General features: G+C 72.4%; 21 protein-coding genes. 6 read left to right on the top strand and 15 right to left on the bottom strand.

What is annotated here, in order from left to right; all coding sequences use genetic code 11:
- Positions 1-94 precede the first annotated feature (94 nt).
- A complete protein-coding gene (locus tag ABZT17_RS36550; RefSeq protein ID WP_356355619.1) occupies positions 95-1,252 on the bottom strand; it encodes an ROK family transcriptional regulator in 1,158 nt (385 codons plus the stop codon).
- A 315-nt stretch (positions 1,253-1,567) separates the two neighbouring features.
- Here ABZT17_RS36550 and ABZT17_RS36555 point away from each other — a divergent pair, with 315 nt between their 5' ends.
- Complete coding sequence (locus ABZT17_RS36555; protein ID WP_356355621.1) at positions 1,568-1,978, top strand: hypothetical protein; 411 nt, start codon at positions 1,568-1,570, stop codon at positions 1,976-1,978.
- Between the two features lie 3 nt (positions 1,979-1,981).
- Here the strand turns inward: ABZT17_RS36555 and mug are convergent, their stop codons facing one another.
- The 9 genes from mug to ABZT17_RS36600 form a co-directional block, all read right to left on the bottom strand.
- Positions 1,982-2,473: a G/U mismatch-specific DNA glycosylase gene (gene mug / locus ABZT17_RS36560; RefSeq protein WP_356355623.1), complete on the bottom strand. Its 492-nt coding sequence runs from the start codon at positions 2,471-2,473 to the stop codon at positions 1,982-1,984.
- 53 nt (positions 2,474-2,526) lie between these two features.
- The gene (purB, locus tag ABZT17_RS36565; protein WP_356355625.1) at positions 2,527-3,969 is read right to left on the bottom strand and encodes an adenylosuccinate lyase; all 1,443 of its coding nucleotides are present in this window, start codon (positions 3,967-3,969) and stop codon (positions 2,527-2,529) included.
- A gap of 133 nt (positions 3,970-4,102) precedes the next feature.
- Positions 4,103-4,894 (bottom strand): SGNH/GDSL hydrolase family protein, encoded by a 792-nt coding sequence (locus ABZT17_RS36570; RefSeq protein WP_356355627.1) that lies wholly within the window; start codon positions 4,892-4,894, stop codon positions 4,103-4,105.
- A 78-nt stretch (positions 4,895-4,972) separates the two neighbouring features.
- Positions 4,973-5,995, bottom strand: a complete 1,023-nt coding sequence (locus ABZT17_RS36575; protein WP_356355629.1) for a hemolysin family protein — start codon at positions 5,993-5,995, stop codon at positions 4,973-4,975.
- Positions 5,992-7,341, bottom strand: a complete 1,350-nt coding sequence (locus tag ABZT17_RS36580; protein ID WP_356355631.1) for a hemolysin family protein — start codon at positions 7,339-7,341, stop codon at positions 5,992-5,994. The genes ABZT17_RS36575 and ABZT17_RS36580 overlap by 4 nt, the downstream gene beginning before the upstream one ends.
- Positions 7,342-7,517: 176 nt before the next feature.
- Entirely contained in the window at positions 7,518-7,943 is a 426-nt protein-coding gene (locus ABZT17_RS36585) for a GNAT family N-acetyltransferase (protein WP_356355633.1), read from the bottom strand.
- Positions 7,944-7,999: 56 nt separating this feature from the next.
- Positions 8,000-8,878, bottom strand: coding sequence for an LLM class F420-dependent oxidoreductase (locus ABZT17_RS36590; RefSeq protein ID WP_356355635.1), 879 nt, complete (start codon positions 8,876-8,878; stop codon positions 8,000-8,002).
- A 46-nt stretch (positions 8,879-8,924) separates the two neighbouring features.
- A complete protein-coding gene (locus ABZT17_RS36595; protein ID WP_356355637.1) occupies positions 8,925-11,492 on the bottom strand; it encodes an FtsX-like permease family protein in 2,568 nt (855 codons plus the stop codon).
- A 4-nt stretch (positions 11,493-11,496) separates the two neighbouring features.
- On the bottom strand, positions 11,497-12,270 hold the full coding sequence (locus ABZT17_RS36600) for an ABC transporter ATP-binding protein (RefSeq protein ID WP_356355639.1): 774 nt from the start codon (positions 12,268-12,270) through the stop codon (positions 11,497-11,499).
- A gap of 205 nt (positions 12,271-12,475) precedes the next feature.
- Between ABZT17_RS36600 and ABZT17_RS36605 the strand changes: the two genes are divergently transcribed.
- Together ABZT17_RS36605 and ABZT17_RS36610 are read left to right on the top strand one after the other, a co-directional pair.
- Positions 12,476-12,715 (top strand): toxin-antitoxin system HicB family antitoxin, encoded by a 240-nt coding sequence (locus ABZT17_RS36605; RefSeq protein ID WP_356355641.1) that lies wholly within the window; start codon positions 12,476-12,478, stop codon positions 12,713-12,715.
- A 4-nt stretch (positions 12,716-12,719) separates the two neighbouring features.
- Entirely contained in the window at positions 12,720-13,094 is a 375-nt protein-coding gene (locus tag ABZT17_RS36610) for a fic family toxin-antitoxin system, toxin component (protein WP_356355643.1), read from the top strand.
- A 1-nt stretch (position 13,095) separates the two neighbouring features.
- Here the strand turns inward: ABZT17_RS36610 and ABZT17_RS36615 are convergent, their stop codons facing one another.
- Positions 13,096-13,791 carry a class I SAM-dependent methyltransferase gene (locus tag ABZT17_RS36615; protein WP_356355645.1) on the bottom strand — a complete coding sequence of 232 codons (696 nt, stop codon included), beginning with the start codon at positions 13,789-13,791 and terminating at the stop codon, positions 13,096-13,098.
- A gap of 72 nt (positions 13,792-13,863) precedes the next feature.
- Positions 13,864-14,550, bottom strand: a complete 687-nt coding sequence (locus ABZT17_RS36620; protein WP_356355647.1) for a triacylglycerol lipase — start codon at positions 14,548-14,550, stop codon at positions 13,864-13,866.
- A 115-nt stretch (positions 14,551-14,665) separates the two neighbouring features.
- Between ABZT17_RS36620 and ABZT17_RS36625 the strand changes: the two genes are divergently transcribed.
- Positions 14,666-16,906, top strand: a complete 2,241-nt coding sequence (locus ABZT17_RS36625; protein ID WP_356355648.1) for a LuxR C-terminal-related transcriptional regulator — start codon at positions 14,666-14,668, stop codon at positions 16,904-16,906.
- Here the strand turns inward: ABZT17_RS36625 and ABZT17_RS36630 are convergent.
- The gene (locus tag ABZT17_RS36630; RefSeq protein ID WP_356355649.1) at positions 16,859-18,811 is read right to left on the bottom strand and encodes a sensor histidine kinase; all 1,953 of its coding nucleotides are present in this window, start codon (positions 18,809-18,811) and stop codon (positions 16,859-16,861) included. The two genes, ABZT17_RS36625 and ABZT17_RS36630, sit on opposite strands and share 48 nt — an antisense overlap.
- The gene (locus ABZT17_RS36635) at positions 18,808-19,500 is read right to left on the bottom strand and encodes a response regulator transcription factor (RefSeq protein ID WP_356355651.1); all 693 of its coding nucleotides are present in this window, start codon (positions 19,498-19,500) and stop codon (positions 18,808-18,810) included. Before ABZT17_RS36635 ends, ABZT17_RS36630 begins: the two co-directional genes overlap by 4 nt.
- Before the next feature lie 178 nt (positions 19,501-19,678).
- On the opposite strand from ABZT17_RS36635, the gene ABZT17_RS36640 reads away from it, so the two are divergent.
- Together ABZT17_RS36640 and ABZT17_RS36645 are read left to right on the top strand one after the other, a co-directional pair.
- Positions 19,679-20,089 (top strand): hypothetical protein, encoded by a 411-nt coding sequence (locus ABZT17_RS36640; protein WP_356355653.1) that lies wholly within the window; start codon positions 19,679-19,681, stop codon positions 20,087-20,089.
- A 30-nt stretch (positions 20,090-20,119) separates the two neighbouring features.
- Positions 20,120-21,364, top strand: coding sequence for a hypothetical protein (locus ABZT17_RS36645; protein ID WP_356355655.1), 1,245 nt, complete (start codon positions 20,120-20,122; stop codon positions 21,362-21,364).
- Positions 21,365-21,369: 5 nt separating this feature from the next.
- Here ABZT17_RS36645 and bioD read toward each other — a convergent pair whose 3' ends face one another.
- Positions 21,370-22,086 carry a dethiobiotin synthase gene (bioD, locus tag ABZT17_RS36650; RefSeq protein ID WP_356355684.1) on the bottom strand — a complete coding sequence of 239 codons (717 nt, stop codon included), beginning with the start codon at positions 22,084-22,086 and terminating at the stop codon, positions 21,370-21,372.

Consider the following 22,086-nt stretch of genomic DNA (forward strand, 5'->3'; position numbering starts at 1 on the left):
CGGCACACCGCCACCCCCGCCCCGCGCCCCGGAACTCCTCCGGGGCGCGGGGCGTTTCACGTCCGTCGGGTCGGCTGCCCGTGCCGCTCGGCCGTCAGCGCCGCGCCGTCACCGTGCCCTCCACCGCGAACAGTTGCTCCTCCACATGGTCCAGGGCGAGCCGCAGGGCGCCCGTCGGCACCGCCGCCTCGCCCAGCAGGGAGAGAGCCACCTTCGGCGGACGCAGACAGTAGCGGGCCAGCTCGCGGCGCAGCGGGTCCAGGACGCCGTCCAGGCCGGCCGCCCAGCCGCCGATGACCACGAGTTCCGGGTCGAGGGCGAGGACCAGGGCGGCGACGTCGTGGACCAGGCGCTGGATGAAGCGGTCGACGGCCGCGCGGGCCCGCTGGTCGCCCTCGCGGGCCTGCGCGAAGACCTCGGCGACGGCCTGCTCGTCGAGAGGGTGCAGCGGTTCGTCCGTGGTGGACAGCAGCGTCTCGGGTGTCACCTCGCGGCCCAGCAGATGCAGCGCGCCGATCTCGCCGGCCGCGCCACCGAATCCGCGGTGCAGCCGCCCGCCGATCAGCGAACCGGCCCCCGGGCTCAGTCCGGCCAGCACCATCACGACGTCGTCGGACTCGGTGGCCGCACCCTTCCAGTGCTCGGCGACCGCCGCCGCGTTCGCGTCGTTCTCCACCAGCACCGGGCACTTGAAGGAGCGGCTGAGCCGCTCGCCGAGGCGCAGCCCCGTCCACTCCGGGAGCGCCGCGCACAGCCGTACGGTGCCGTCGGCCTCGACGATCCCGGGCGAGGCGACCCCCACCGCCCGCAGCGAGTCGCGGGCGACACCGGCCCGGCGCAGCAGTTCGGCCACGGCCAGGCGCAGCCGCTCCAGCCGCTCTTCCGCCGGAGCCGACTCGGCCACGTCCTTGGCGACCGCGCCCAGCACCCGCCCGTCGAGGTCGGCGAGGAGTGCGGCGACGCGGTGCGAGCCGATGTCCAGCCCGAGCAGATGCCCGGCCTCGGCACGGAACCGGAAGCGCCGCGCGGGCCGCCCCTGACGTCGTACGACACTCTCGTCGGCGGCCTTCTCGATGACGTAGCCAGCCTCGATCAGCCCCTCGACGACGCCCTCGACGGTCGGCCGGGACAGCCCGGTCACCCGGGTGATCTCCGTCAGTGTCGCCGCGTCGGTGCCCCGCAGCGCGTGCAGCACCACCGCGGAGTTGATCCGTCGCAGCAGCGAGGGATCCCCGCCGGTCAGCCGCCCCAAACGTCCGTCCTCCCAGCTCGTGCGCGTGTTGGGCGGATCGTACTCGGCGCGGCGGACAGCGGCGAGTACCGGGCCCGAACGACCTCCGCACCGGTCTGTCCCCGGTGCCCGGTCAGCCCGGCGCCACGCACCCCGACTCATGGGCGGCGATCACGGTTGCGCGTCGTTCCCCAACGTCGTCACCACCAGGATCTGCCGCTCGGCATCCCATCCCATCCCACGGGGATCGTGCTGGTCGCGGGGGCGTGGAGGGTGCGGCGGGCGGGACGTGTGACGCCTCACCAATTGTCAGTGGCAGGCGCTTTACTGGACCACATGGACATCGCGCAGCACATCGCTCTCCTCGACGAGCTGTGCCTCCGGCCCTTTCCGGCGGAGCACGGTCATCACCTCGCGGTGTTAGAGAGCAGTCACGGCCTTCGCGGCGGTGACTGCGCGGAGCGGGCGGTGACGGCGGAGCAGTACCGGAAGGTGCGGGACGCCATCTTCGAGCGGGTGGCACCGCGCTGGGGCGAGACGGACCCCTGGAACCTGCAGACGGTCCTGCTGCGCACGGAGCGGGAGGAGATACCCGAACCCTGGGCCTCCCTCAGCGCCCGTGCCGACACGGCCCACCTCTGGGAGATCGTCGGCACCGGCCGCTGGGTCGCCGTGGCCGTCGCCGACCGGGACCGCACGGACGAGGTCCAACTCGTCGCCGTCGTCACCGAGACGGACCCGCCCTGACAGCTAGGCCCCCTCCGCCGCCACCCGCAACCGCGCGAACTCCTCCGCCATCGTCTGTGCCGTCCAATGTGCGTTCAGCCCGCTCGGGTTCGGCAGCACCCACACCCGCGTCCGGCCGATCACCCGTTCCTGTGGTCCCACCTGGGCCTTGCGGTCGTCGAAGGCCGCCCGATAGGCGGTGACGCCGACCACGGCCAGCCACCGGGGCTCCAGTCGCGCCACCTTCAGCGCCAACTGCCGTCCGCCCTCCCGGTACTCCTCCGCGCTCAGCTCGTCGGCCCGTGCCGTCGCCCGCGCCACCACGTTGGTGATGCCGAGCCCGTACGACGGCAACGCGCCCTGTTCCGAGGGCTTCATGAGGCGCGGTGTGAAGCCGGACAGATGCAGCACCGGCCAGAAGCGGTTGCCGGGGCGGGCGAAGTGATGGCCCGTCGCGGCCGTCATCAGGCCGGGATTGATGCCGCAGAACAGAACGGAGAGGCCGTCCGCGACCACGTCCGGGACGAGACGGTCGCGGGCGGCCTCCAGCTCCGCCTGGCTGAAGCGGGTCAGAGGATCGCCCCCGGGGTGTAACCCGCGGCCTCGGGGTGCCGCTTGACGATCTCCTCGACACGGGCGACGACCGCGGCGACCTGGTCGGCCGCGGCACCGGTGAAGGAGAGCTTGTCGGCCATCAGCGCGTCCAGCTCGGCCCGGTCGAGCGGGATGCGCTCGTCGGCGGCCAGCTTGTCCAGGAGCTCGTTGCGCTCGGCGCCCTGCTCGCGCATCGCCAGCGCGGAGGCGACGGCGTTCTCCTTGATGGCCTCGTGCGCGACCTCACGGCCGACGCCGGCGCGCACCGCGCCCATCAGCACCTTGGTGGTGGCCAGGAAGGGCAGGTAACGGTCGAGTTCTCGGGCCACGACGGCCGGGAACGCGCCGAACTCGTCCAGCACCGTCAGAAACGTCTCCAGCAGCCCGTCCAGCGCGAAGAACGCGTCCGGCAGCGCGACCCGGCGCACCACCGAGCAGGACACATCGCCCTCGTTCCACTGGTCGCCCGCCAGCTCGCCGGTCATCGACGCGTAGCCGCGGAGGACGACCATCAGGCCGTTGACGCGCTCGCAGGACCGCGTGTTCATCTTGTGCGGCATCGCGGAGGAGCCGACCTGCCCCGGCTTGAAGCCCTCGGTCACCAGCTCGTGCCCGGCCATCAGACGGATCGTCTTGGCCACGGAGGAGGGGGCGGCGGCCAGCTGGACGAGGGCGGTGACGACGTCGTAGTCCAGCGAGCGCGGGTACACCTGGCCGACCGAGGTGAAGGCCTGCGAGAAGCCGAGGTGCCGGGCGATCCGGGTCTCCAGTTCGGCGAGCTTCGCCGCGTCGCCGCCCAGCAGGTCCAGCATGTCCTGGGCCGTGCCCACCGGGCCCTTGATGCCGCGCAGCGGGTAACGGCCGAGGAGCTCCTCGACCCGGCCGTAGGCCACGAGCAGCTCGTCGGCCGCGGTCGCGAAACGCTTGCCCAGGGTCGTGGCCTGCGCGGCGACGTTGTGCGAGCGGCCGGCCATGACCAGTTCGCCGTACTCGCCGGCGAGCTTGCCGAGGCGGGCCAGGACCGCCACCGCGCGGTCGCGCACCAGCTCCAGGGAGAGCCGGATCTGCAGCTGCTCCACGTTCTCGGTGAGGTCGCGGGAGGTCATGCCCTTGTGCACGTGCTCATGCCCGGCGAGGTCGTTGAACTCCTCGATCCGCGCCTTGACGTCGTGCCGGGTCACCTTCTCGCGCTCGGCGATGGAGGCCAGGTCGACGGTGTCCAGGACACGCTCGTAGTCGGCGATCGCGGCGTCCGGGACCTCGATGCCGAGGTCCGTCTGGGCCCGCAGCACGGCGAGCCAGAGCCGGCGCTCCAGCTTCACCTTCTGCTCGGGGGACCAGAGCGTGGCGAGCTCGGCGGAGGCGTAGCGTCCGGCGAGGACGTTCGGGATGCGGGGCTTGGCGGGCGCAGAAGTCACGTAGACGGATTCTACTGGCGATTCGTGCAGGCCAGCGCCATGGGTGTATTCGGCGGAATCTACGAGAGCTGCGTCACTCCGGCCGCCCGGGGCCTCAGGACCTCAGGACCTCCGGCCCCCCGGCCCCCGCTCCTCACGCCTCCTGCGCCGCCGGCCCCTCGAAGGGCAGCAGTTCCGCCCTCTTCGGGGGCAGCCCGTCGCCCGATGAGCGGCCGGTCAGGCGGCGGCCGATCCAGGGGAGCAGGTGTTGGCGGGCGAAGCGGGCGTCGGCGACGCGGCGCGCCACGAAGCCGGGCGGCAGTGTGGCCGGCATCGGCGTACGCCACTCCGTGTCCTCGGGGTCGTAGCCGAGCGTCTGCCAGACCGCCTCCGCGACCCTGCGGTGGCCCTCGGCCGTCAGGTGCAGCCGGTCCACGTCCCACATGCGCGGGTCGGAGAGGGACGGGGCGCCGTACAGGTCGACTACCAGGGCGCCGTGCCGGGCGGCGAGGTCGTCGACCGTGGCGAACAGCTCCTCCATACGCGGGCGGAACCGCTCCAGGACCGGGCCCTGGCGACCGGGGCTGCGCATCAGCACCAGCTGTTTGCAGGACGGGGCCAGGCGCTCCACCGCCTCGGTCAGCAGGCCGCGGACCCTGCCCATGTCGCACTTGGGGCGCAGGGTGTCGTTCAGGCCGCCCACGAGGGTGATGACGTCGGGTTCCATGGCCGCGGCGACCGTCACCTGCTCGTCGACCATCTGCCCGATCAGCTTGCCGCGCACCGCGAGGTTTGCGTACCGGAAGCCGGGGGTGACGGCGGCCATCCGGCCGGCGAGGAGGTCGGCCCAACCGCGGTAGGAACCGTCGGGCAGCAGGTCCGACATGCCCTCGGTGAAGGAGTCGCCGACCGCGACCAGGCTGGTGTGAGTGGGATTCGTCTGCATGGCGACGGAAATCGTAACCCGGCTCCATACCCGTCGGTCGGTCGGCCTCCCCACGCTCGCGAGGCTCTCGGACGGCCGTCACGCGCGTTGCCCGAACAGCTCCCTCAGGACGTCCTCCATCGTCACCAGTCCCTCCAGCCGGCCGTCGTCGCCGAGCACGGCGGCGAGGTGGGTGCGGCTGCCGCGCAGCGCGGTGAGGACGTCGTCCAGCGGGGTGTTCGCCCGCACGCGCGCGATGGGGCGCATGTCGCGCACCCGGAACGGCTCGTCCCTCGGCGAGGCGTCCAGGGCGTCCTTCACATGGAGATAGCCTACGATCCGGCGGTTCTCCTCCACGACGGGGAAGCGGGAGAAGCCGGACTCGGCCGACAGGCCCTCCAGCTCCTCCGGCGTGACGCCCACGCGCGCGTAGACGACGCGTTCCAGCGGCAGGACGACATCGCGCACCGGCCGACGGCCCAGCTCCAGCGCGTCCCGCAGCCGCTCCTGCGCCCGGTCGTCGAGGAACCCGGCCTCGCCCGAGTCCCGTACGATCCGGGCCAGCTCGGCGTCCGAGAAGGTGGCCGTCACCTCGTCCTTGGTCTCCACGCGCAGCAGCTTCAGCAGGGTGTTGGCGAAGGCGTTGATCGTGAAGATCACCGGCCGGAGCGCCCGGGCGAGGGTGACCAGCGGCGGGCCGAGCAACAGGGCGGTGCGGACCGGCTCGGCCAGCGCGATGTTCTTCGGCACCATCTCGCCGAGCAGCATGTGCAGATACGTCGCCAGGGTCAGCGCGATCACGAAGGACACGGCGTGACCCGCGCTCTCGGGCACGCCCACGGCGTGGAAGACCGGCTCCAGCAGGTGCGCGATCGCCGGCTCGGCGACCACACCGAGGACCAGCGTGCACAGGGTGATGCCGAGCTGCGCGGCCGCCAGCAGTGCGGACACGTGCTCCAGACCCCACAGCACGCTCTTGGCCCGCCGGTCGCCCTCCGCGCCTCCCTCGACGTACTGCTCGACCTGCGATCGCCGTACGGAGATCAGCGCGAACTCGGCGCCGACGAAGAAGGCGTTGACCACAAGGGTCGCGAAACCGATCAACAGCTGTACGGCGGTCACTTCGCCCCCTCCTCGTCCGTCGTCCCGTCCGCCGTCTCGTCCGCGAACGGCGCGTGCATCAGCACCCGCGCGGCCCGGCGCCCCGAGGCGTCCACCACGTCCAGCCGCCATCCGGCGACGTCCACGGTGTCTCCCTCGGCCGGAATCCGGCCGAGCTCGGTCGCGACCAGACCGGCCAGCGTCTCGTACGGCCCCTCGGGCGCCCTGAGGCCCACGCGCGCGAGCTGGTCGACACGGGCGGAGCCGTCGGCGGAGTACAGGGTGCGGCCCTCGTCGTCGCTGCCCGCCGCGGCCAGGTCGGGCGTCTCGTGCGGGTCGTGCTCGTCCCGCACCTCGCCGACGACCTCCTCCACGATGTCCTCCAGGGTGGCCACGCCCGCGGTGCCGCCGTACTCGTCGATGACGACGGCCATGGTGCGCTTGCCGGACAGCCGGTCCAGCAGCCGGTCGACGGTGAGGGTCTCGGGGACCAGGAGCGGCTCGCGCATCATCTCGGAGACGGACACGCGCGCGCGGCGCTCGGCGGGTATCGCCAGGACGTCCTTGACGTGCGCGGTGCCCACCACCGAGTCGAGGCTGCCGCGGTAGACGGGGAAGCGGGACAGCCCGGTCGCGCGCGTGGCGTTGGCCACGTCCTCGCAGGTCGCCTGGGCGTCGAGGGCGATGACCTGGACGCGCGGGGTCATCACATTCTCCGCCGTCAGATCGGCCAGGTTCAGGGTCCGTACGAACAGCTCGGCGGTGTCCGCCTCCAGCGCGCCCTCCTTGGCCGAGTGCCGGGCGAGCGCGGCGAGTTCCTTGGGGCTGCGCGCGGAGGCCAGCTCCTCGGCGGGCTCCAGGCCCATGCGGCGGACCGCGTGGTTCGCGGTGTTGTTGAGATGGGTGATGAAGGGGCGGAAGGCCGCGCTGAACCAGCGCTGGGCGTTGCCCACCCGCTTGGCCATGGTCAGCGGTGCGGAGATCGCCCAGTTCTTGGGCACCAGCTCGCCGACGACCATCAGGAACACGGTCGACAGCGCCGTACCGAGCACCAGGGCGAGTGAGGACGCCGTCGACCGGGACAGGCCGAGCGCCTCCAGGGGGCCCGCGATCAACTTGGCGATCGACGGCTCGGCGAGCATGCCGACCACCAGGTTGGTGACGGTGATGCCGAGCTGGGCGCCGGAGAGCTGGAACGTCAGGTTCCGCACGGCTTTCAGGGCGCCGACGGCACCCCGCTCACCGCGCTCCGCGGCCCGCTCCAGCTCGCCCCGCTCCACGGTGGTCAGGGAGAACTCGGCCGCGACGAAGGCACCACAGGCGAGCGAGAGCAGGATCGCCACCAGCAGGAGGAGCACTTCGGTCATCGGGTCACCTCCGTCCCATCGTCGGACAGGGCGGGGAGGAACGCGCGATGTCGGTTACGGCTTGTACCACTGGGGGGCTCGCCCATGGGCGGACGCTCACACCTTTCATGCGGGACCGGGTGGTCCGCCATTGGAGGACCGATGATCCCCCAATGGTAAAGGATGAGCAAAAGACCTCACTGGGTGAGCGGCTTCACCCAGCGTTGCCAGTGCTCCTCGGGTGTGTACCCCGCGGCGCGCCACGCGTGCTGCCCAGTCTCGTTGCGCACCAGCACCATCGCGTCCCCGCGCCGGCCGCCCAGCCGTACGAAGCGTTCCTCGGCCGCCGCCACCAGCGCCGAGCCGATGCCCTGACGGCGCCGCCCGGGGTGGACCGCGAGCCGGTACAGATGGCAGCGCCAGCCGTCGAAGCCCGCGATCACGGTGCCGACGAGCTCGCCGTCCCGCTCGGCGAGGATCAGTGCCTCGGGGTCCCGGGCGACGAGCCGCTCCACGCCGGCACGGTCGTCGCTGATGCTGGTGCCCTCCGCGGCCGTCTTCCAGAAGGCCAGAACGGTGTCCAGGTCGGCGGGGGTGGCGGCGCGCAGTCGTAGATCAGTCATACGGCGATCCCATCAGCCGCGGTCGTCCCCGGCCCGGAATTCCGGTATCCGGACGGTCACCGGCCCCGCAGCCGGGCGACCACCGGCGCGAAGGCCTCCATGTACGGCTCCAGGATCGTCAGGTAGGAGAAGCCATAGCGCTCGCGATGGGCCAGCACCTTCGCCGCGAGCGCGTCCAGGGTGCCGACGAGGACGCTGGGCAGCCCGAGCACGGCTTCCGCCCTCAGCTCCGGCCGGCGTGCCAGCAGCGGCCGTAGCGCGGCCTCCGGGTCGTCGGTGACGACCGCCAGTTGGATGAGCAGGTTCAGTTCGGCCGGTTCCGCGCGGCCCTCGGCCAGCTGCCGGTACCGGGCGACACGTTCGTCCAGTTCCTCGGCGCCGGTCGGATCGAGTGTGCCGGTGGTGCTTCCCGGTGCCAGGGACGCCCCCGCGAAGGCGGCGATGTCCGCGTGCTCTGCGGTGAGCCGCAGCATCCGGTCGCCGTTGCCGCCGACCAGCAGGGGCAACCGGGCCGACGGCTGCCGCTCGTCGGTCGCGAGAAGGCGCTCCAGCTCCTCGATCAGGTGCCGGAGACGGTCCACCCGCTCGCGGGGTGAGCCGAAGGGCAGCCCGGCGGTGTCGTGTTCCGCCTGTACATACCCGGTGCCCAGCCCGAGTTCGAGGCGCCCGCCGGTCAGCGCGTCCGTCGTCGCCACCTCGCGGGCGAGCAACGCCGGGTTCCAGAAACCCGCGTTGAGCACGAAGGTGCCCAGCCTCGGCCGTTCGGTCGCCCCGGCCGCCGCGACCAGCGCCGGGAAGGGAGCCGGCATGCCGAGGTGGTCCGGGACCAGGATCACGTCGTAGCCGAGCTCCTCGGCCCGCAGGCACTTGGCGCGCCACTCCCGCGCGGGCGCAGCGGTCAGCAGACTGACTCCGAAACGGAAGGGACGCGGCATGAACTCTCCTCACCCTTGATCGACTCGAGCGTGCGCCGCCGTCCCCTCACTCGTGCGCGATGGCCGCCAGCACGTTCATACGGGATGCACGCAACGCCGGCAGCAGCGCCGCGACCACGCCCACGACCGCCGAGCCGACCACCACCGCGACGATCGTGCCCCACGGGACCGCCAGCGCCTTCATGCCCTGCAGGGCCAGGACCTGCTGGACGCACACACCCCAGACCAGGCCCAGGGCGAGTCCGAGCACCGCGCCGAACACCGCGATCACCACCGACTCCAGCCGGATCATCCGGCGCAGCTGACGCCGGGCGAGCCCGATGGCGCGCAGCAGTCCGATCTCACGGGTGCGCTCGACGACCGACAGCGCGAGGGTGTTGACCACGCCGAGCACCGCGATGATGATCGCGAGGCCGAGGAGGGCGTAGACCAGGTAGAGCAGGACGGCGATCTGGTCGTGGACCAGCTTCTTGTAGTCGGCCTCGTCACGGACCTGCACCTGCGGGTAGGGGGCGAGGGTCTTCTTGAGGTTCGCGCGGAGCCGGTCGACGCTCGTGCCGGAACTCGCGTTGACGTACAGGGCGGAGTCCTGGCCGCCGGGGATGTACTTCTCGACCGTCGCGATGCCGAAGAATAGCCCGCCCTGCATGCCGAAACCGCCGGAGCCCCCCTGGTCGGTGAGGGCGGCGACCTTCAGGCCGGTCCTCTGGCCGCCGGGGAACTCGACCGGGATCGTGTCGCCGACCCGCACATGGTGGTCCTTGGCGAAGGTGACGTCCATGCCGAGGCTGCCGGGGGCGAGGGCCGCCGCCGAGTTCCCGGAGGAGTACGTCACATGCGCGATGTCGTCGACCTTGTCGTCGTAACCCGCCGCGGTCGTCTTGATCCGCTTGCCGTCCGGCAGGGTCACGGCCACCGGTGCGTACCGCTGGCGTACGACGAGACCGACGCCGTCGGTGCCGCGCACCTTGTCGGTGACCTCCTGGGAGAACGGCACGAAGTTGGTGTTCTGGATCACGAAGTCGGCGCCCAGCGTCTTGTCGATCTGCTGGTCGAAGGACTTCGACATGGAGGCGCTGGCCACGGACATTCCGCCGACCAGGGCGAGGCCGACCATGAGGGCGGCGGCCGTGGCGCCCGTACGGCGGGGGTTGCGCAGGGCGTTGCGCTGGCTCATGCGGCCGACCGAGCCGAAGAGGGCCGGGAAGGCCGCGCCGAGGACCCGGATCACGGGGCGGACCAGAAGCGGGCCCGCGATGACCGTCGCGACCAGGGTGAGGACCACCCCGAGGCCGAGCAGGGAGGCCGAGGAGGCCGTCTTGGTCGCCGTGGCGCAGCCGACCAGCGCCGCCGCACCGAGCACGCCGACTACCGAGCCCACGATCGCGCGCGTCCTCAGCGGCCGCCCCACGTCCGCGATCTCGGCCGCCGCGAGCGCGGCCATCGGTGAGACGGTCGCCGCGCGCCGGGCCGGCAGATAGGCGGCGACGAAGGTGACGCCGACGCCGACGACGTAGGCCGCGACGGGAGTTCCCCAGTTGACCACCATCTCGGCGGTCTTGAGGTTCATCCCGAACGTGCCCATGAGCCTGATCAGCCCGGCGGCGAGGCCGATGCCGACGGCCAGACCGAGGGTCGAGCCGACCACACCGAGCAGGACCGCCTCGGTGAGCACGGAGCGCCGTACCTGCCGGCGGTCGGCGCCCAGGGCCCTGAGCAGGCCCAACTCCCTTGTGCGCTGGGCGATCAGCATGGAGAAGGTGTTGACGATGAGGAATATCCCGACCAGGACGGCGATCCCGGCGAAGCCCAGCATCACGTACTTGATGACGTCGAGGAAGCCACCGAGGTCGGAGGCGGCCGACTTGGCCTGCTCGTCGGCGGTCTTGACGTCGTAGGTGCCGGTGCCGATCGCGGCCACGACCCGGCTCTTCAGCTGGGCGTCGCTGACGCCCTTCGCCGCGTCGACCGAGATGGACGTCGCCTTGTCGGCCGAGCCCAGCAGCTGGGCCGCCGCGGTCTTCGGGTCGAGGAAGACCAGGGCCGCGCCGGGGTTGGTGGTGGTGAAGGTGGCGATGCCGACGATCCGGACCTTGAAGGTGCCGGGCTGGGCGAGCACGGTCAGCGTGTCGCCGATCCTGACGTGCTTCTTGTCGGCGGTGTCGGCGTCCAGCAACGCCTGGTCACCGCTCTGCGGTGCGTGACCCGAGGTCAGCCTGACGGGGCTGCGGTCGGTGAGGTACCAGTCGGTGGCGATGGTGGGCGCGCCGGTGGTGGGGCCGACCGACTTGTTCCCGCTGTCGACGACGGTGATGTTCTGGACGCTGACGTCCGCGTGGGTCGACCCGACCCCGTCGACCTTTGCCACCCGCTCCGCCAGCGAGGCCGGCACGGTGTCGACCGCTCCCGTCGGGACCTGGGACTTGAGGTCCTGCTTCGGCTCCACGGTCACATCGGCGGAGGTGGAGTGGAAGAGACGGTCGAAGGTGCGGGTGACGGTGTCGGAGAAGATCAGGCTGCCCGCGACGAACGCCACCGACAGGACGATCGCCAGGGCGGAGAGCAGCAGCCGCCCCTTGTGGGCGAGAAAGCTGCGCAGGGTCGCCTTCAGCACCGGCTCACGCCTCCCCGTCCGCCTCGAACTGGCTGCGGATCACGTCGAAGCGCTTCATGCGTTCCAGCACCGCCTCCGCCGTCGGCCGCTCCATCTCGTCCACGATCCGCCCGTCCGCGAGGAACAGCACCAGGTCGGAGTGGGCGGCGGCCCCCGGGTCATGGGTGACCATGACGACGGTCTGCTCCAGCTCGTCGACGGCCTGGCGCAGGAACGCGAGCACTTCGAGACCGGCCCGTGAGTCCAGGTTGCCGGTCGGCTCGTCCGCGAAGATCAGTTCGGGCCGGGAGGCCAGCGCCCGCGCGCAGGCGACGCGCTGCTGCTGGCCGCCGGAGAGCTGGGACGGACGGTGCTTGAGCCGGTCCCGCAGTCCGAGCGTGTCGATGACCTGGTCCAGCCACTTCTCGTCGGGCTTCTTGCCCGCGATGTCCATGGGCAGGGTGATGTTCTCCGCCGCGTTCAGGGTGGGGATCAGATTGAAGGACTGGAACATGAAACCGATCCGGTCGCGCCTGAGGCGGGTGAGCTCGCGGTCCTTCAGCCCCGTGATCTCGGTGTCGCCGAGCCATACCTGACCGGCCGAGACGGTGTCGAGTCCGGCCAGGCAGTGCATGAGCGTGGACTTGCCCGAGCCCGACGGCCCCATGACCGCGGTGAAGCGGCCGCGCGCGATGTCCACGTCCACCGAGTCGAGGGCGAGCACGGTCGTCTCTCCCGAGCCGTACGCCTTGGTCAGACCGCGGGCGCGGGCCGCGCCCCGCGCTGCAGATGTGGACAACGCTGCCTCCTTGCCGGGTCGGCCACTGTGGGTGCCAAGCTAGTGTGAGTGAGCGCACACCCGAAATCCTCCGTGGGGCCGAGGTGGTCTCCGCCGCAGGTCGTGCCCCTGATATCGGTGTAAGGGGCATGCTCCACCCGGGGGAGGAGTTTCCCCCGACGGAGACACTCTTGCCGTGCTAGCGCTTCGGCGCTAGCTTCGAAGTATGGCGAAGACCCAGCTGAACGTGAGAGTGGACGAGGGCACGGCCCGTGCCGCCCGGGAGCGTGCCCTGGCCCGGGGCATGAGCGTCAACCGGTACATAGAGGAACTCGTGAAACAGGACACCGGAGAGGTCGGCCAGACCTTCGTCGAGGCCGCCGCCGACTTCATGAAGCAGTACGAGTCCGTGTTCGCGGACGAGTTCGGCACGGAGAGCGAGAACCCGCGCGAAGGTCGCCGCTGATCCCTTGAACAACCTCAGCATCGATCTCGCCTGGCTGCTCATGCTCGCCGAACAGAGGACCCCCGGTGACCCCCAGGTCATCGACTGGGGCGCCCTCGTCGCCGCCGTCGCACGGCACGAGGCCGAGATATTCGACGTCCCCGTCTACGACAACCCGCACGCACGCGCCGCGTCCCTGCTCCAACTCCTCATCCACATCCCGGCGCTGGAGCGCTCCAACGCCCTCTTCGCCTCAGCCGTCGCCTACGCCTACCTCGTCGCCAGCGGCCTGCGGGTCACCACCTCACCGGCCCAGGTCCGTGACCTGGCCCGCATGGTCAAGAAGGGCAACGCCACGGTGTACGACATCGCGGTGGAGCTGCGCGGCTGGACGGTGTGACTCAGGCGTCCGCCTCGCTGAGGCGCGCCCGCCACGCCGTGCCCAGCACGCAGTACGAGGTGGGCAGCCTCGGCCCCCTCTCCGGCATCATCAGCCGCCGATACGGGCCGAGTTCGAAACCGGCGGCGCGCAGGGCGGCGACCGGCTCACGGGCCAGATGGCAGCCGCCGCTCAGCGCCGGCCACAGGGTGCGGTCCAGGGCGCGCTGGGTGAAGGCCATCGCCGGTCCGCCGCCCCGGCCGTGCTCGAAGAACCGCACGACACCACCGGGCCGCAGTACCCGCCGCACCTCCGAGAGCGCCCGTGGCACATCGCGCACGCTGCACAGCACCAGCGAGAGCACCGCGGCGTCGAAGGCCTCGCTCTTGACGGGGAGCGCCTCGGCCGCGCCCGGCACCACGTCCACCGGGACCTCGGCGCGCAGGGCGTAGTCGACGGCCCGCTTCCGCAGCAGACGCTCCGGTTCGATCGCGACCACCTCCGAGACGGCGCTCGGGTAGTGCGCGAAGTTCAGTCCGTTGCCCGCGCCGATCTCGATCACCCGTCCGGAGAGCCCGGCCAGCAGTCGGTCGCGGATCGCGCCCATGCCCATCCGGGTCTCGGCGGAGACGCTGGCACGGGCGTAGTAGCGGGCGAACAGCGGGTGGTGCACGGGATCCCGGGCCACCGGGACCGAGCCGGGGGACCGTAGCGGCATGGGGACCTCCCTCGCAGGACGGGCCTTACGGTGATTCTCCCCCGTAAGGCCCCCGCGCACCCCCGCGGCCGGTCAGGCGATGAAGTTCCGCACCTGTTGGTAGACGCCGTGGTCGTTGTTCATGTCGGTGTGCGAGATGCAGCCGACGTCGACGTTGGTCGCGCCGCTCAGCAGGGCCGAGCTGTTGGGTACGACGGCGGCGTCGCAGTCGGACCAGTAGCTCGCGTACGACACGCTGCCGGGTGTCTCGTCACCGGAGTTGAGGGCGGTCAGATACGAACTGCCGGTCTGCATCTCCTTGCAGGAGGTGTACAGCCACGCGCACCAGGAGGCCACGGACGTCCCGTGGTTGACCCCGGCGACCGAGACGAAGTCGTCGACGTACGCCGTCCCGCCGAGGTTCTTGAGGTAGTAGCGGGAGGAGAGCGCGCCCATGGAGTGCACGACCAGGTCCACCTTCGAGGCACCCGTCTTCGAGAGCACGCTCTTGATCTCGGTGGCCAGTTGCGAGGCCGTGGTGGCGTTCGACTGCGACCAGTCGTACGACCACGCGTACAGCTCGGACGACGCGTAGCCGTCCGCCTCGAAGTCGGAGATCCAGTCGTCCCAGCCGCTCGCGTCACCGCTGAGGCCGTGGACAAAGACGACGGGGTTGTGGGTCGCCGCGTGCGCGGGCACGGCGGCGAAGGAGAGGGACAGAAGGAGCGATGCGGCCACGGCCGACAGTGCCGTGGCGATACGACGCCTGATGCGCTGCATGATGCCTCCTGACACGGGTGGGTTCGCCAGGAGTGTCAACTCGGGTCTACGCGCGCCGCATCGGCGAAATCGCCGGTCTTTACGGTTCAATTAACTCGCCAGTAACATCAGTTGTGTGGTGACTCCGGTGAACCCGCAACCGCTTGACCGCACTTCGCCACCGAGACGCACGGCGTCCGAACTCCCCGACGGCGTCCGCGTACGGGTCCTGCACGCCGTCTACGGCGATCCGCGCGCCGCCGCCGAGCTGACGGCGCGGCTCACCGACCGTGAGTCGGCCGGCCTCGACCCGCTGCCGACCGGACCCGCCGAACTGGCCCCGGAGTTGCTGCGCGCCCACCGCGCCGAGATCCGCGCCCTGCCCGACGGCACCCGCCTGCTGCTGCTCCTCGCCGCCGCCGACCAGTACCCGGTCGCCACCCACGCCTTCCTGCGCGCGGTCGCCGCCGCCCGCCTCGACACCCGCCCCCTGGAGGCCGCCGAGACCGCCGGCATCGCGCACGCCGGGGCGGGCGGGGTCGTCTTCCGCGACGCCTGGACGAGGATCGCCGCGTACGAGGCCGGGTCGCCCTCGGACCGGCGCGAGGTCCACCGCCTGCTCGCCCGTGTCCTGAACGGCGACGGCGAGACACCGCGCCGCTCCTGGCACCGGGCGGCGGGCGCCCTCGGCCCCAGCGGGCGGCTCGTGGCGGAGCTGGGCGCGGCCGCCGGTGAGGCCCGGTCGACGGGCCGGCTCACCCTCGCCAGGGCCCTGCTGGAACGCGCCGCGGCCCTCAGCCCCGACCCTGCCACCCAGTCCCGCCTCCTCACCCGGGCCGCCACCGACGCCTGGCAGGCCGGCGACGCCGACCGGGCCCGCCGGCTGGCCGCCAGGGGGTCGGCCGACGACGCGCTCACCGGCCTGTTCGCCTTACGCGCGGAGAACGCCACCGAGGCCTTCGACGCGCTGCTGGGAGCCGTGTCCGGGAGCGAGCGGGCGATACGGCGAAGAGCCGACGAGGTGCGGGGAAGGAACGGTTCCGCAGGGGCGCACTCGGAAGAACCGTACGAAGACACCGGCCCGACCGTTCTGCTCGCCCGTGCCACCGAAGCCGCCATCTACACCGGTGACCTGCGGCGATGCCGGGACGCCGCGCGCGTCGCCGAGGGGATGGGGGTCGTACCGCCCGGCACGCTGGGAGGGCTCGCGGCGGCCTTCGAGGGGCGGTACGAGCAGGCTCGGGATCAGCTGGAGGCCGCGGCCGGGCGGTGCGCGCCCGGGGACGAGCCGACCCTGCTGGTGCACGCGGGCATCGCCGCGCTCATGCTCGGCGACCACACCCGCGCCGCCACCGCCACCCATCGGGCGGCCGCCTCGGCCCGCGCGCGAGGGGTGACCGCGATCGCCGTACAGGCGCTGGAGTTTCGCGCCTACGCCGACTTCTGGACCGGGCGCCCGCACGCCGGGGCGGCCATCGCGACGGACGCCCTGCGACAGGCGTACGCCACCGGTCAGGACAACGGCGCCTGTCATCTGCGGGCCGCCCTCGCCATGTTCGCGGCGGTCACCGGTGACGGGGACACCTGCCGGGAACGCGCCGCGGCGGCACGGACGTACGCCCTCGGCCGGGGCCTCGGTCTGCCCGCCGCGCTGGCCCAGTGGGCGCTCGCCTTCCTCGATCTGACGGAGGGGCGTTTCGCCGGGGCCGCGGCCCGGCTGCGCGCCCTCGCCGGGTTCGGGCCGGGCCACGGCCATCGCGCCATCCGCCATCTGGCCACCCCGCACTACGTCGAGGCCGCCGTCCGCACCGGCGACACCCGGGTCGCCCGCGCCGCGCACGCCGACTACGACCGCTGGGCACGCGCCGTGGGCAGCCCCGACGACCTCGCCCTGAGCGCTCGTTGCCGCGCCCTGCTCGCACCCGGCGCCGAGGCGCCCGACCACTACCGCGAGGCACTCGCCCTGCACGCCCACGGCACCCGCGACTACGAACGCGCCCGCACGGAGCTGCTGTTCGGCTCCGCGCTGCGCCGACTGCGCCGTCGTACGGAAGCCCGCGACCGCCTCCACAGCGCGCTGGAGGCCTTCGAATGCTTCGGCGCCCCCCACTGCGCGGACCGGGCCCGGGCCGAACTCCGCGCCCTCGGAGTGCCCGCGACACCCAGCCGGCCCGACGACCCCACCGGCCGCCTCACGGCCCAGCAGCTGATCATCGCCCGGATGGCCGCCGACGGCGCCACCAACCGCGAGATCGCCGCCCGGCTGGCGCTGAGTCCGCGCACCATCGACCACCATCTGCGGGGCGTGTTCACCCGGTTGGACATCCGCTCACGGATCGAGCTGGTACGACTGCTCGGGGACGGTGGGGACACCTGACCCGTCCGCCGGCGGATCCCCCTCGGTGTCCCCCAGGGCCAGGGGAAGGTCGGCGGTGACCGTCGCGCCCTGCGGGGTGGTGCGGATGGTGAGACGGCCGCCGATCTGCTCGACCCGCTCGTGCATCGACTGGATGCCCACACCGTGCCTCCAGGACGTGGTGTGGTGACCGGTGTCGGTGACGGTCACCCGCAGCGAGGCGGGCTCGGACAGCCGCAGGGTGATGGTGGCCGAGGCCGTCCCGGAGTGCCGGGCGACATTGGTCACCGCCTCCACGGCCACCCGGTAGACGGCCACCTCGACGGCGGCCGGGAGCGACGGCAGCCGCTCCGGGACGTCCACCGTCACATCCAGACGACGGCCGTCGGCGGCGTGCAGATGGAGGGCGCGCTGGCGGATCGCGTCGACCAGGCCCAGCTCGTCCAGCGCCTGGGGGCGCAGCCCGTAGACGATCCGGCGGATCTCGGCGATGGCGTCCCCGGCGTCGGCGCGCAGCCCGCGCAGCGTCCGTGCGGCCCGCTCCGGGTCGGAGCCGAGGAGATTGACGGCGGCGTCCGCCGTATAGGCGATACCGGTCAGGGTCGGGCCCAGGCCGTCGTGGAGATCGCGGCGCATCCGGCGGCGCTCCTCCTCGAGGACCGTCACGACCCGGCCCCGGGAGACCCGCAGCTGCTCGCTCAGCCGCGCCGCGTACAGGGCCTGCGCGAGGGGCGCCGCCACCAGGTCGACGACGGACGCGGCGGCCGGGGGCAGCCGCAGATGGCCCACGGGGAGGCGGACCGCCAGGTCGCCCACCCGCTCGCCGCCGGCACGCAGCGCGGTGACCACCGTATGGCCCTCGTCCACCGCGCCCGCCGTGGCGATCGTCGCGCCGTCCTGGCGCAGGGCGATGCCCGGTACACCGAGCGTGGTGCGCAGGGTGTGCAGCCACAGCGGTGGCGGGGCGCCCGCCGTGAGATCCGTGCCGAGCCGGGACAGGGTCTCGACCGGGTCGGCGGAGCGCCCGAAGAGCATCTCGTCCATGCTCGCCTCCACCCGCAGCCGCACCGGCTGGTACCCGGCGGCGATCACGGCGGCCAGCAGGGCCGGCACGCCCTTGCCCGGACGGCTGCCCACCACCAGCTCCCAGACCGAGGCGATGCCCTCGTAGACCGCCGCGCTCAGCGAGAGCATGACGATGAGGACGGCCGCGGCGCGCATCACGGTCCGCACGTCGGCCCGCCGGGGCGCGAGGACCGCCACCGTGATCGCGAGGGGCAGCGGCAGGGACACCACCCCGGTCGACACGGCGGTCACCAGGGGACCGGGGGAGAAGCCGCTCTCGGCCGCGAAGAGGAGGATGCCGCCCAGCGTCGTCGCCACCGCCGCGAACACCAGCCACAGCACCCGACGCCGGTCGTCGTCGGCGGTGACCTCGAACAGCACCCAGGTCCCGGCGCACACGGCGGCGCCGGAGGCGAGTCCCAGGGCGACGAGCACGGCCCACGGGCCCGTCACCCACACCACCGCGCACCCGATGCCGAGGACGACGACGGCGCCCTCCGCCCAGCGCAGCGGCACCGAGTCCGGACGCACCTCGACGACACGGAACGCGGCGAGCGGCACGGTGACCGCCGACGCGAGCACACAGAGCACCACCGCGACGTCGTGGAGGCCGGCGGCGAGGGCGGGGGCAGCGGCCAGCAGCGCCGTCGCGGACACGGCGAGGAGCAGTGCGGGCGCGCCGAGAGCCCGCCGCGCGACGACCGCGCAGCAGCAGGCCGCCAGACAGGTGCCGACGATGACGGGCCAGACGATCCACACCTCGGAACGGCCGGGCGGCGCCCACCACAGCGAGGCCACCGCGGCACCGGTGAGCAGCCCGAGCACGCTCCACAGGGCGGGCCGCGTTACGCGCGCGGTCACGGCCCGGCGCCCGCCGCGACGCCACCACCCGCCGCCTCCACGCCCAGGCCCTGCTCACGGGCGAGGATCACCGCCTCCGTACGGCCGTTGACGCCCAGCTTCACGAAGATCGTGGACAGATGGTTGGCGACGGTCTTCGCGGCCATGGACAGGTCGGCCGCCACACCGGCGTTGCTGTAGCCCCGGGCCACGCGGTCGAGGACCTCCCGCTCCCGGGCGGTCAGGTCGGGGAAGGCCGCGGGGCGCGCCGGAGCCGGATCGAGGTGTCCGAGCAGCCGGGCCGCCACGGAACGGCCCATGACGAACTGGCCGGCCGCCACCGCGCGCAGGGTGGTGAGGATGTCCTCCTGCTGGGCGCCCTTGAGGAGATAGCCGCGGGCGCCGGCGCGCATCGCGGACACCACGGTCTCGTCGTCCTCGTACATGGTCACCACGAGCACGGCCACGTCCGGCAGCAGCGTCCCCAGCCGGCGGGTCGCCTCCACGCCGTCCATCGCCGGCATCTGAATGTCCATCAGAACGACGTCGGGACGGCTCAACTGGGCCTCCCGCAGCGCCTCCTGACCGGTGGCGGCCTCCGCCACCACCTCCACGCCGTCCAGCGAGGCCAGCAGGGCGCACATCCCGCGCCGTACCACGGGATGGTCGTCGGCGATGAGGACCCGGATGGGCGGGCCGGTGGTCGTCATGTCCCGATGATGGCCGAAGGGGCGTTCCGGCGGGGAGAGTCGGGTATTCCCGGCTTGCCGGGACATCTTCCCGGCGGGCCGGGAAGGCGCGCCGTGGTGTCCCGCGGGCCGGGCCCGGGATGCTCGCCCTATGGGCCCCGCATCCAAGGGGCCTCAACCACTGGACGGGGGAAGCGACATGACACGCACGGCGGAGGTGCGCACCCTCACCCGCAAGAACCGGACAGGTCTCGTCCTGGCCGCGCTGCTCGGCCTGACGGATCTGACCAACTTCCTGGACGTCCCGCCCGGCGACTCGGATCTGGCGCAGGCCGGACCGCCGACGCCCGTCGTGGTCGGCGACGGGGTGCTGGGCCTGATCACCCTGGTCGCCGTCGTCCACACCTGGCGCACGGCCGCCCGCATCGGTTCCCGCGTCGTCGCCGCCACCCGGATCGTCTCCGCGGTCACCTCCCTTCCGGCGCTGTTCCTGAGCGGTGTTCCGGACTGGGTGGTGGCCCTGGTGGCCGTCTCGGTGATCGTCAGCGTCGTCGTCGTGTCGCTCGTCCTGTCCCGTCCCGAGCAGCCGCCGGAGGCGGCTGCTCCGTGACGGTCGCACCACCAGGAAACCGGGGGAGAAATGGAGAGACTCAAGCCACTGGAACCGCAGCGGATCGGAGGCGTCTTCCGGCCGTGCACGGCGGACTGCGTGCGCCGCGACGCCCGTCTGCTGACCCTTCTGCCGCGCCCGCTGCGCAGGACGGCCCGTCTGCTGGTCCGTCTGCTGCACTGGCCGCTCACCGCGAAGACCAAGATCCTGCTGATCAGCCTGGTCGTGTGTGTCACGCTGCTGGGCCTGGCCGACGCGGCGGGAGTGCTGGGCCCGTCCCACGAACCGCACCGGCGCTGGGCGCTCGACTACGTGTTCTCGCGCAACGCCGAACCGGCCGCCCTGAGTCTGCCCCTGCTCCAGGACCCGGCCGGTCTCGTCGTGCTGGCGGTCGTCCTCATCACCCCCGTCTTCTGCTGCCAACAGGTGCGCGCCATCGCCGACTTCGTGCCGATGAACGAGCGCAACGGAGGCGCGGCGCGGCTGACCCCGGAGCAGGTCGAGCGGCTCAACCGGCTGGTCGACGCGACCAACCGCTGGTTCGGCGCGCTCGGCCGCCGGCGGGTGTCCGCCGCCGTCGCGCTGACCATGGCGATCGGCGTGTGCTCGCTGTACGGCATCGTCAACACCCATGGCCTCATGGAGTCCTGGAACCCGACCGGCCTCCCGGACCGGGTCTGGCGCTCCGAGGTCTACGACGGCTGGTGGGCCAACCGGCACACCCACCCCGAACTGGCGGCCGCCCTGTGCGCGGCGGGCACCTACGCCTTCTACTTCCTCGCCAAGCAACTGGTCATGGGCGTCGTCTTCACGGTCTACCTGTACCGGTCCAAGGATCTCGGCTTCGGGGTGACCCCGAACATGAACCTCGACAGCGACGGCTTCCAGGGGCTGCGCACCCTGCGGCAGTTCATGCTCTGGACCTACGGCTCCGCCCTGGCCCACATGATCGGGCTGCTGGTCCTCTTCACCGTCTGGCTGTCGGCCGCGGCCTGGATGGTGTTCATCGTGCTCGGCGTGATGGTGCTGGACATGCTGGTGATCGTCTATCCGTCGTCCATCGGCTACCACTCCGCGCTGGCCGTGAAGCAGGACCACGTCCAGACGCTGTACCGCGGTGGCCTCCCGCGCGACGAGGCCGACGCCGCCATAGCCAGGGTCTGGGCGGTCCCCGTCCTGCCCGTGGGCACCCGCAAGGCGATGACCGGGATCACCCTCTACCTCCTGGTGCCCGCGTTCGTCGGTCTGGTGCCGGTGCTGTTCCAGCGGCTGTGACGCCGCTACGGCGCCTCCCGCACCCGGAACTCCCCGGCGTCCCAGGTGCCGTCCAGCCGCGCGGCGAGCCAACTCGGCGCCGCCGTACGGAAGTCGGCGGGGGCGAGCGCGCCGGCCCCCATCGGCAGGGCCCCGAGCAGGGGCGCCCCGGCCACGTCCGGGAGGTCCGTGAGATTGCAACGCATCGCCAGATCGGGGGAGTCCGGCCAGCCGCCGATGACCACACCCAGCAACTCCACGCTTCGTGACCGCAGTTCACGGGCCGTCAGTTCGGTGGTGTTCAGGGTGCCCAGGCCCGCGGACGCCACCACCAGCACCGGTGCCCGCAGCAGCTCCGCCGCGTCCGCCAGGGTGCCGCCCGCCTCGTCGAAGCGGACGAGCAGTCCGCCGGCCCCCTCCACCAGCACCAGATCGTGCGCGGCGGCCAGCTTGGCGGCGGCCTCGGCGATCTCCTGCGGGCGCACCGGAGTCATCCCGGCCCGCCGCGCGGCCGTCGCCGGGGCCAGGGGCTCGGGATAGCGGGCGAGTTCGGTCGCCGTGACGGCGCCCGCGAGGCGCGCGACCTCGTCGGCGTCCCCGCGCTCGTCCGGTCGTACACCCGTCTGCGCGGCCTTCAGGACGGCCACCGAGCGGCCGGCCGCTACGGCCGACGCGGCGACGGCGGCAGTCGTGATCGTCTTGCCGACCTCCGTGCCCGTTCCGGTGATCACCAGGATCGGCAT

The sequence above is a fragment of the Streptomyces sp. NPDC005648 genome (genome assembly GCF_040605395.1).
Classification (GTDB): domain Bacteria; phylum Actinomycetota; class Actinomycetes; order Streptomycetales; family Streptomycetaceae; genus Streptomyces.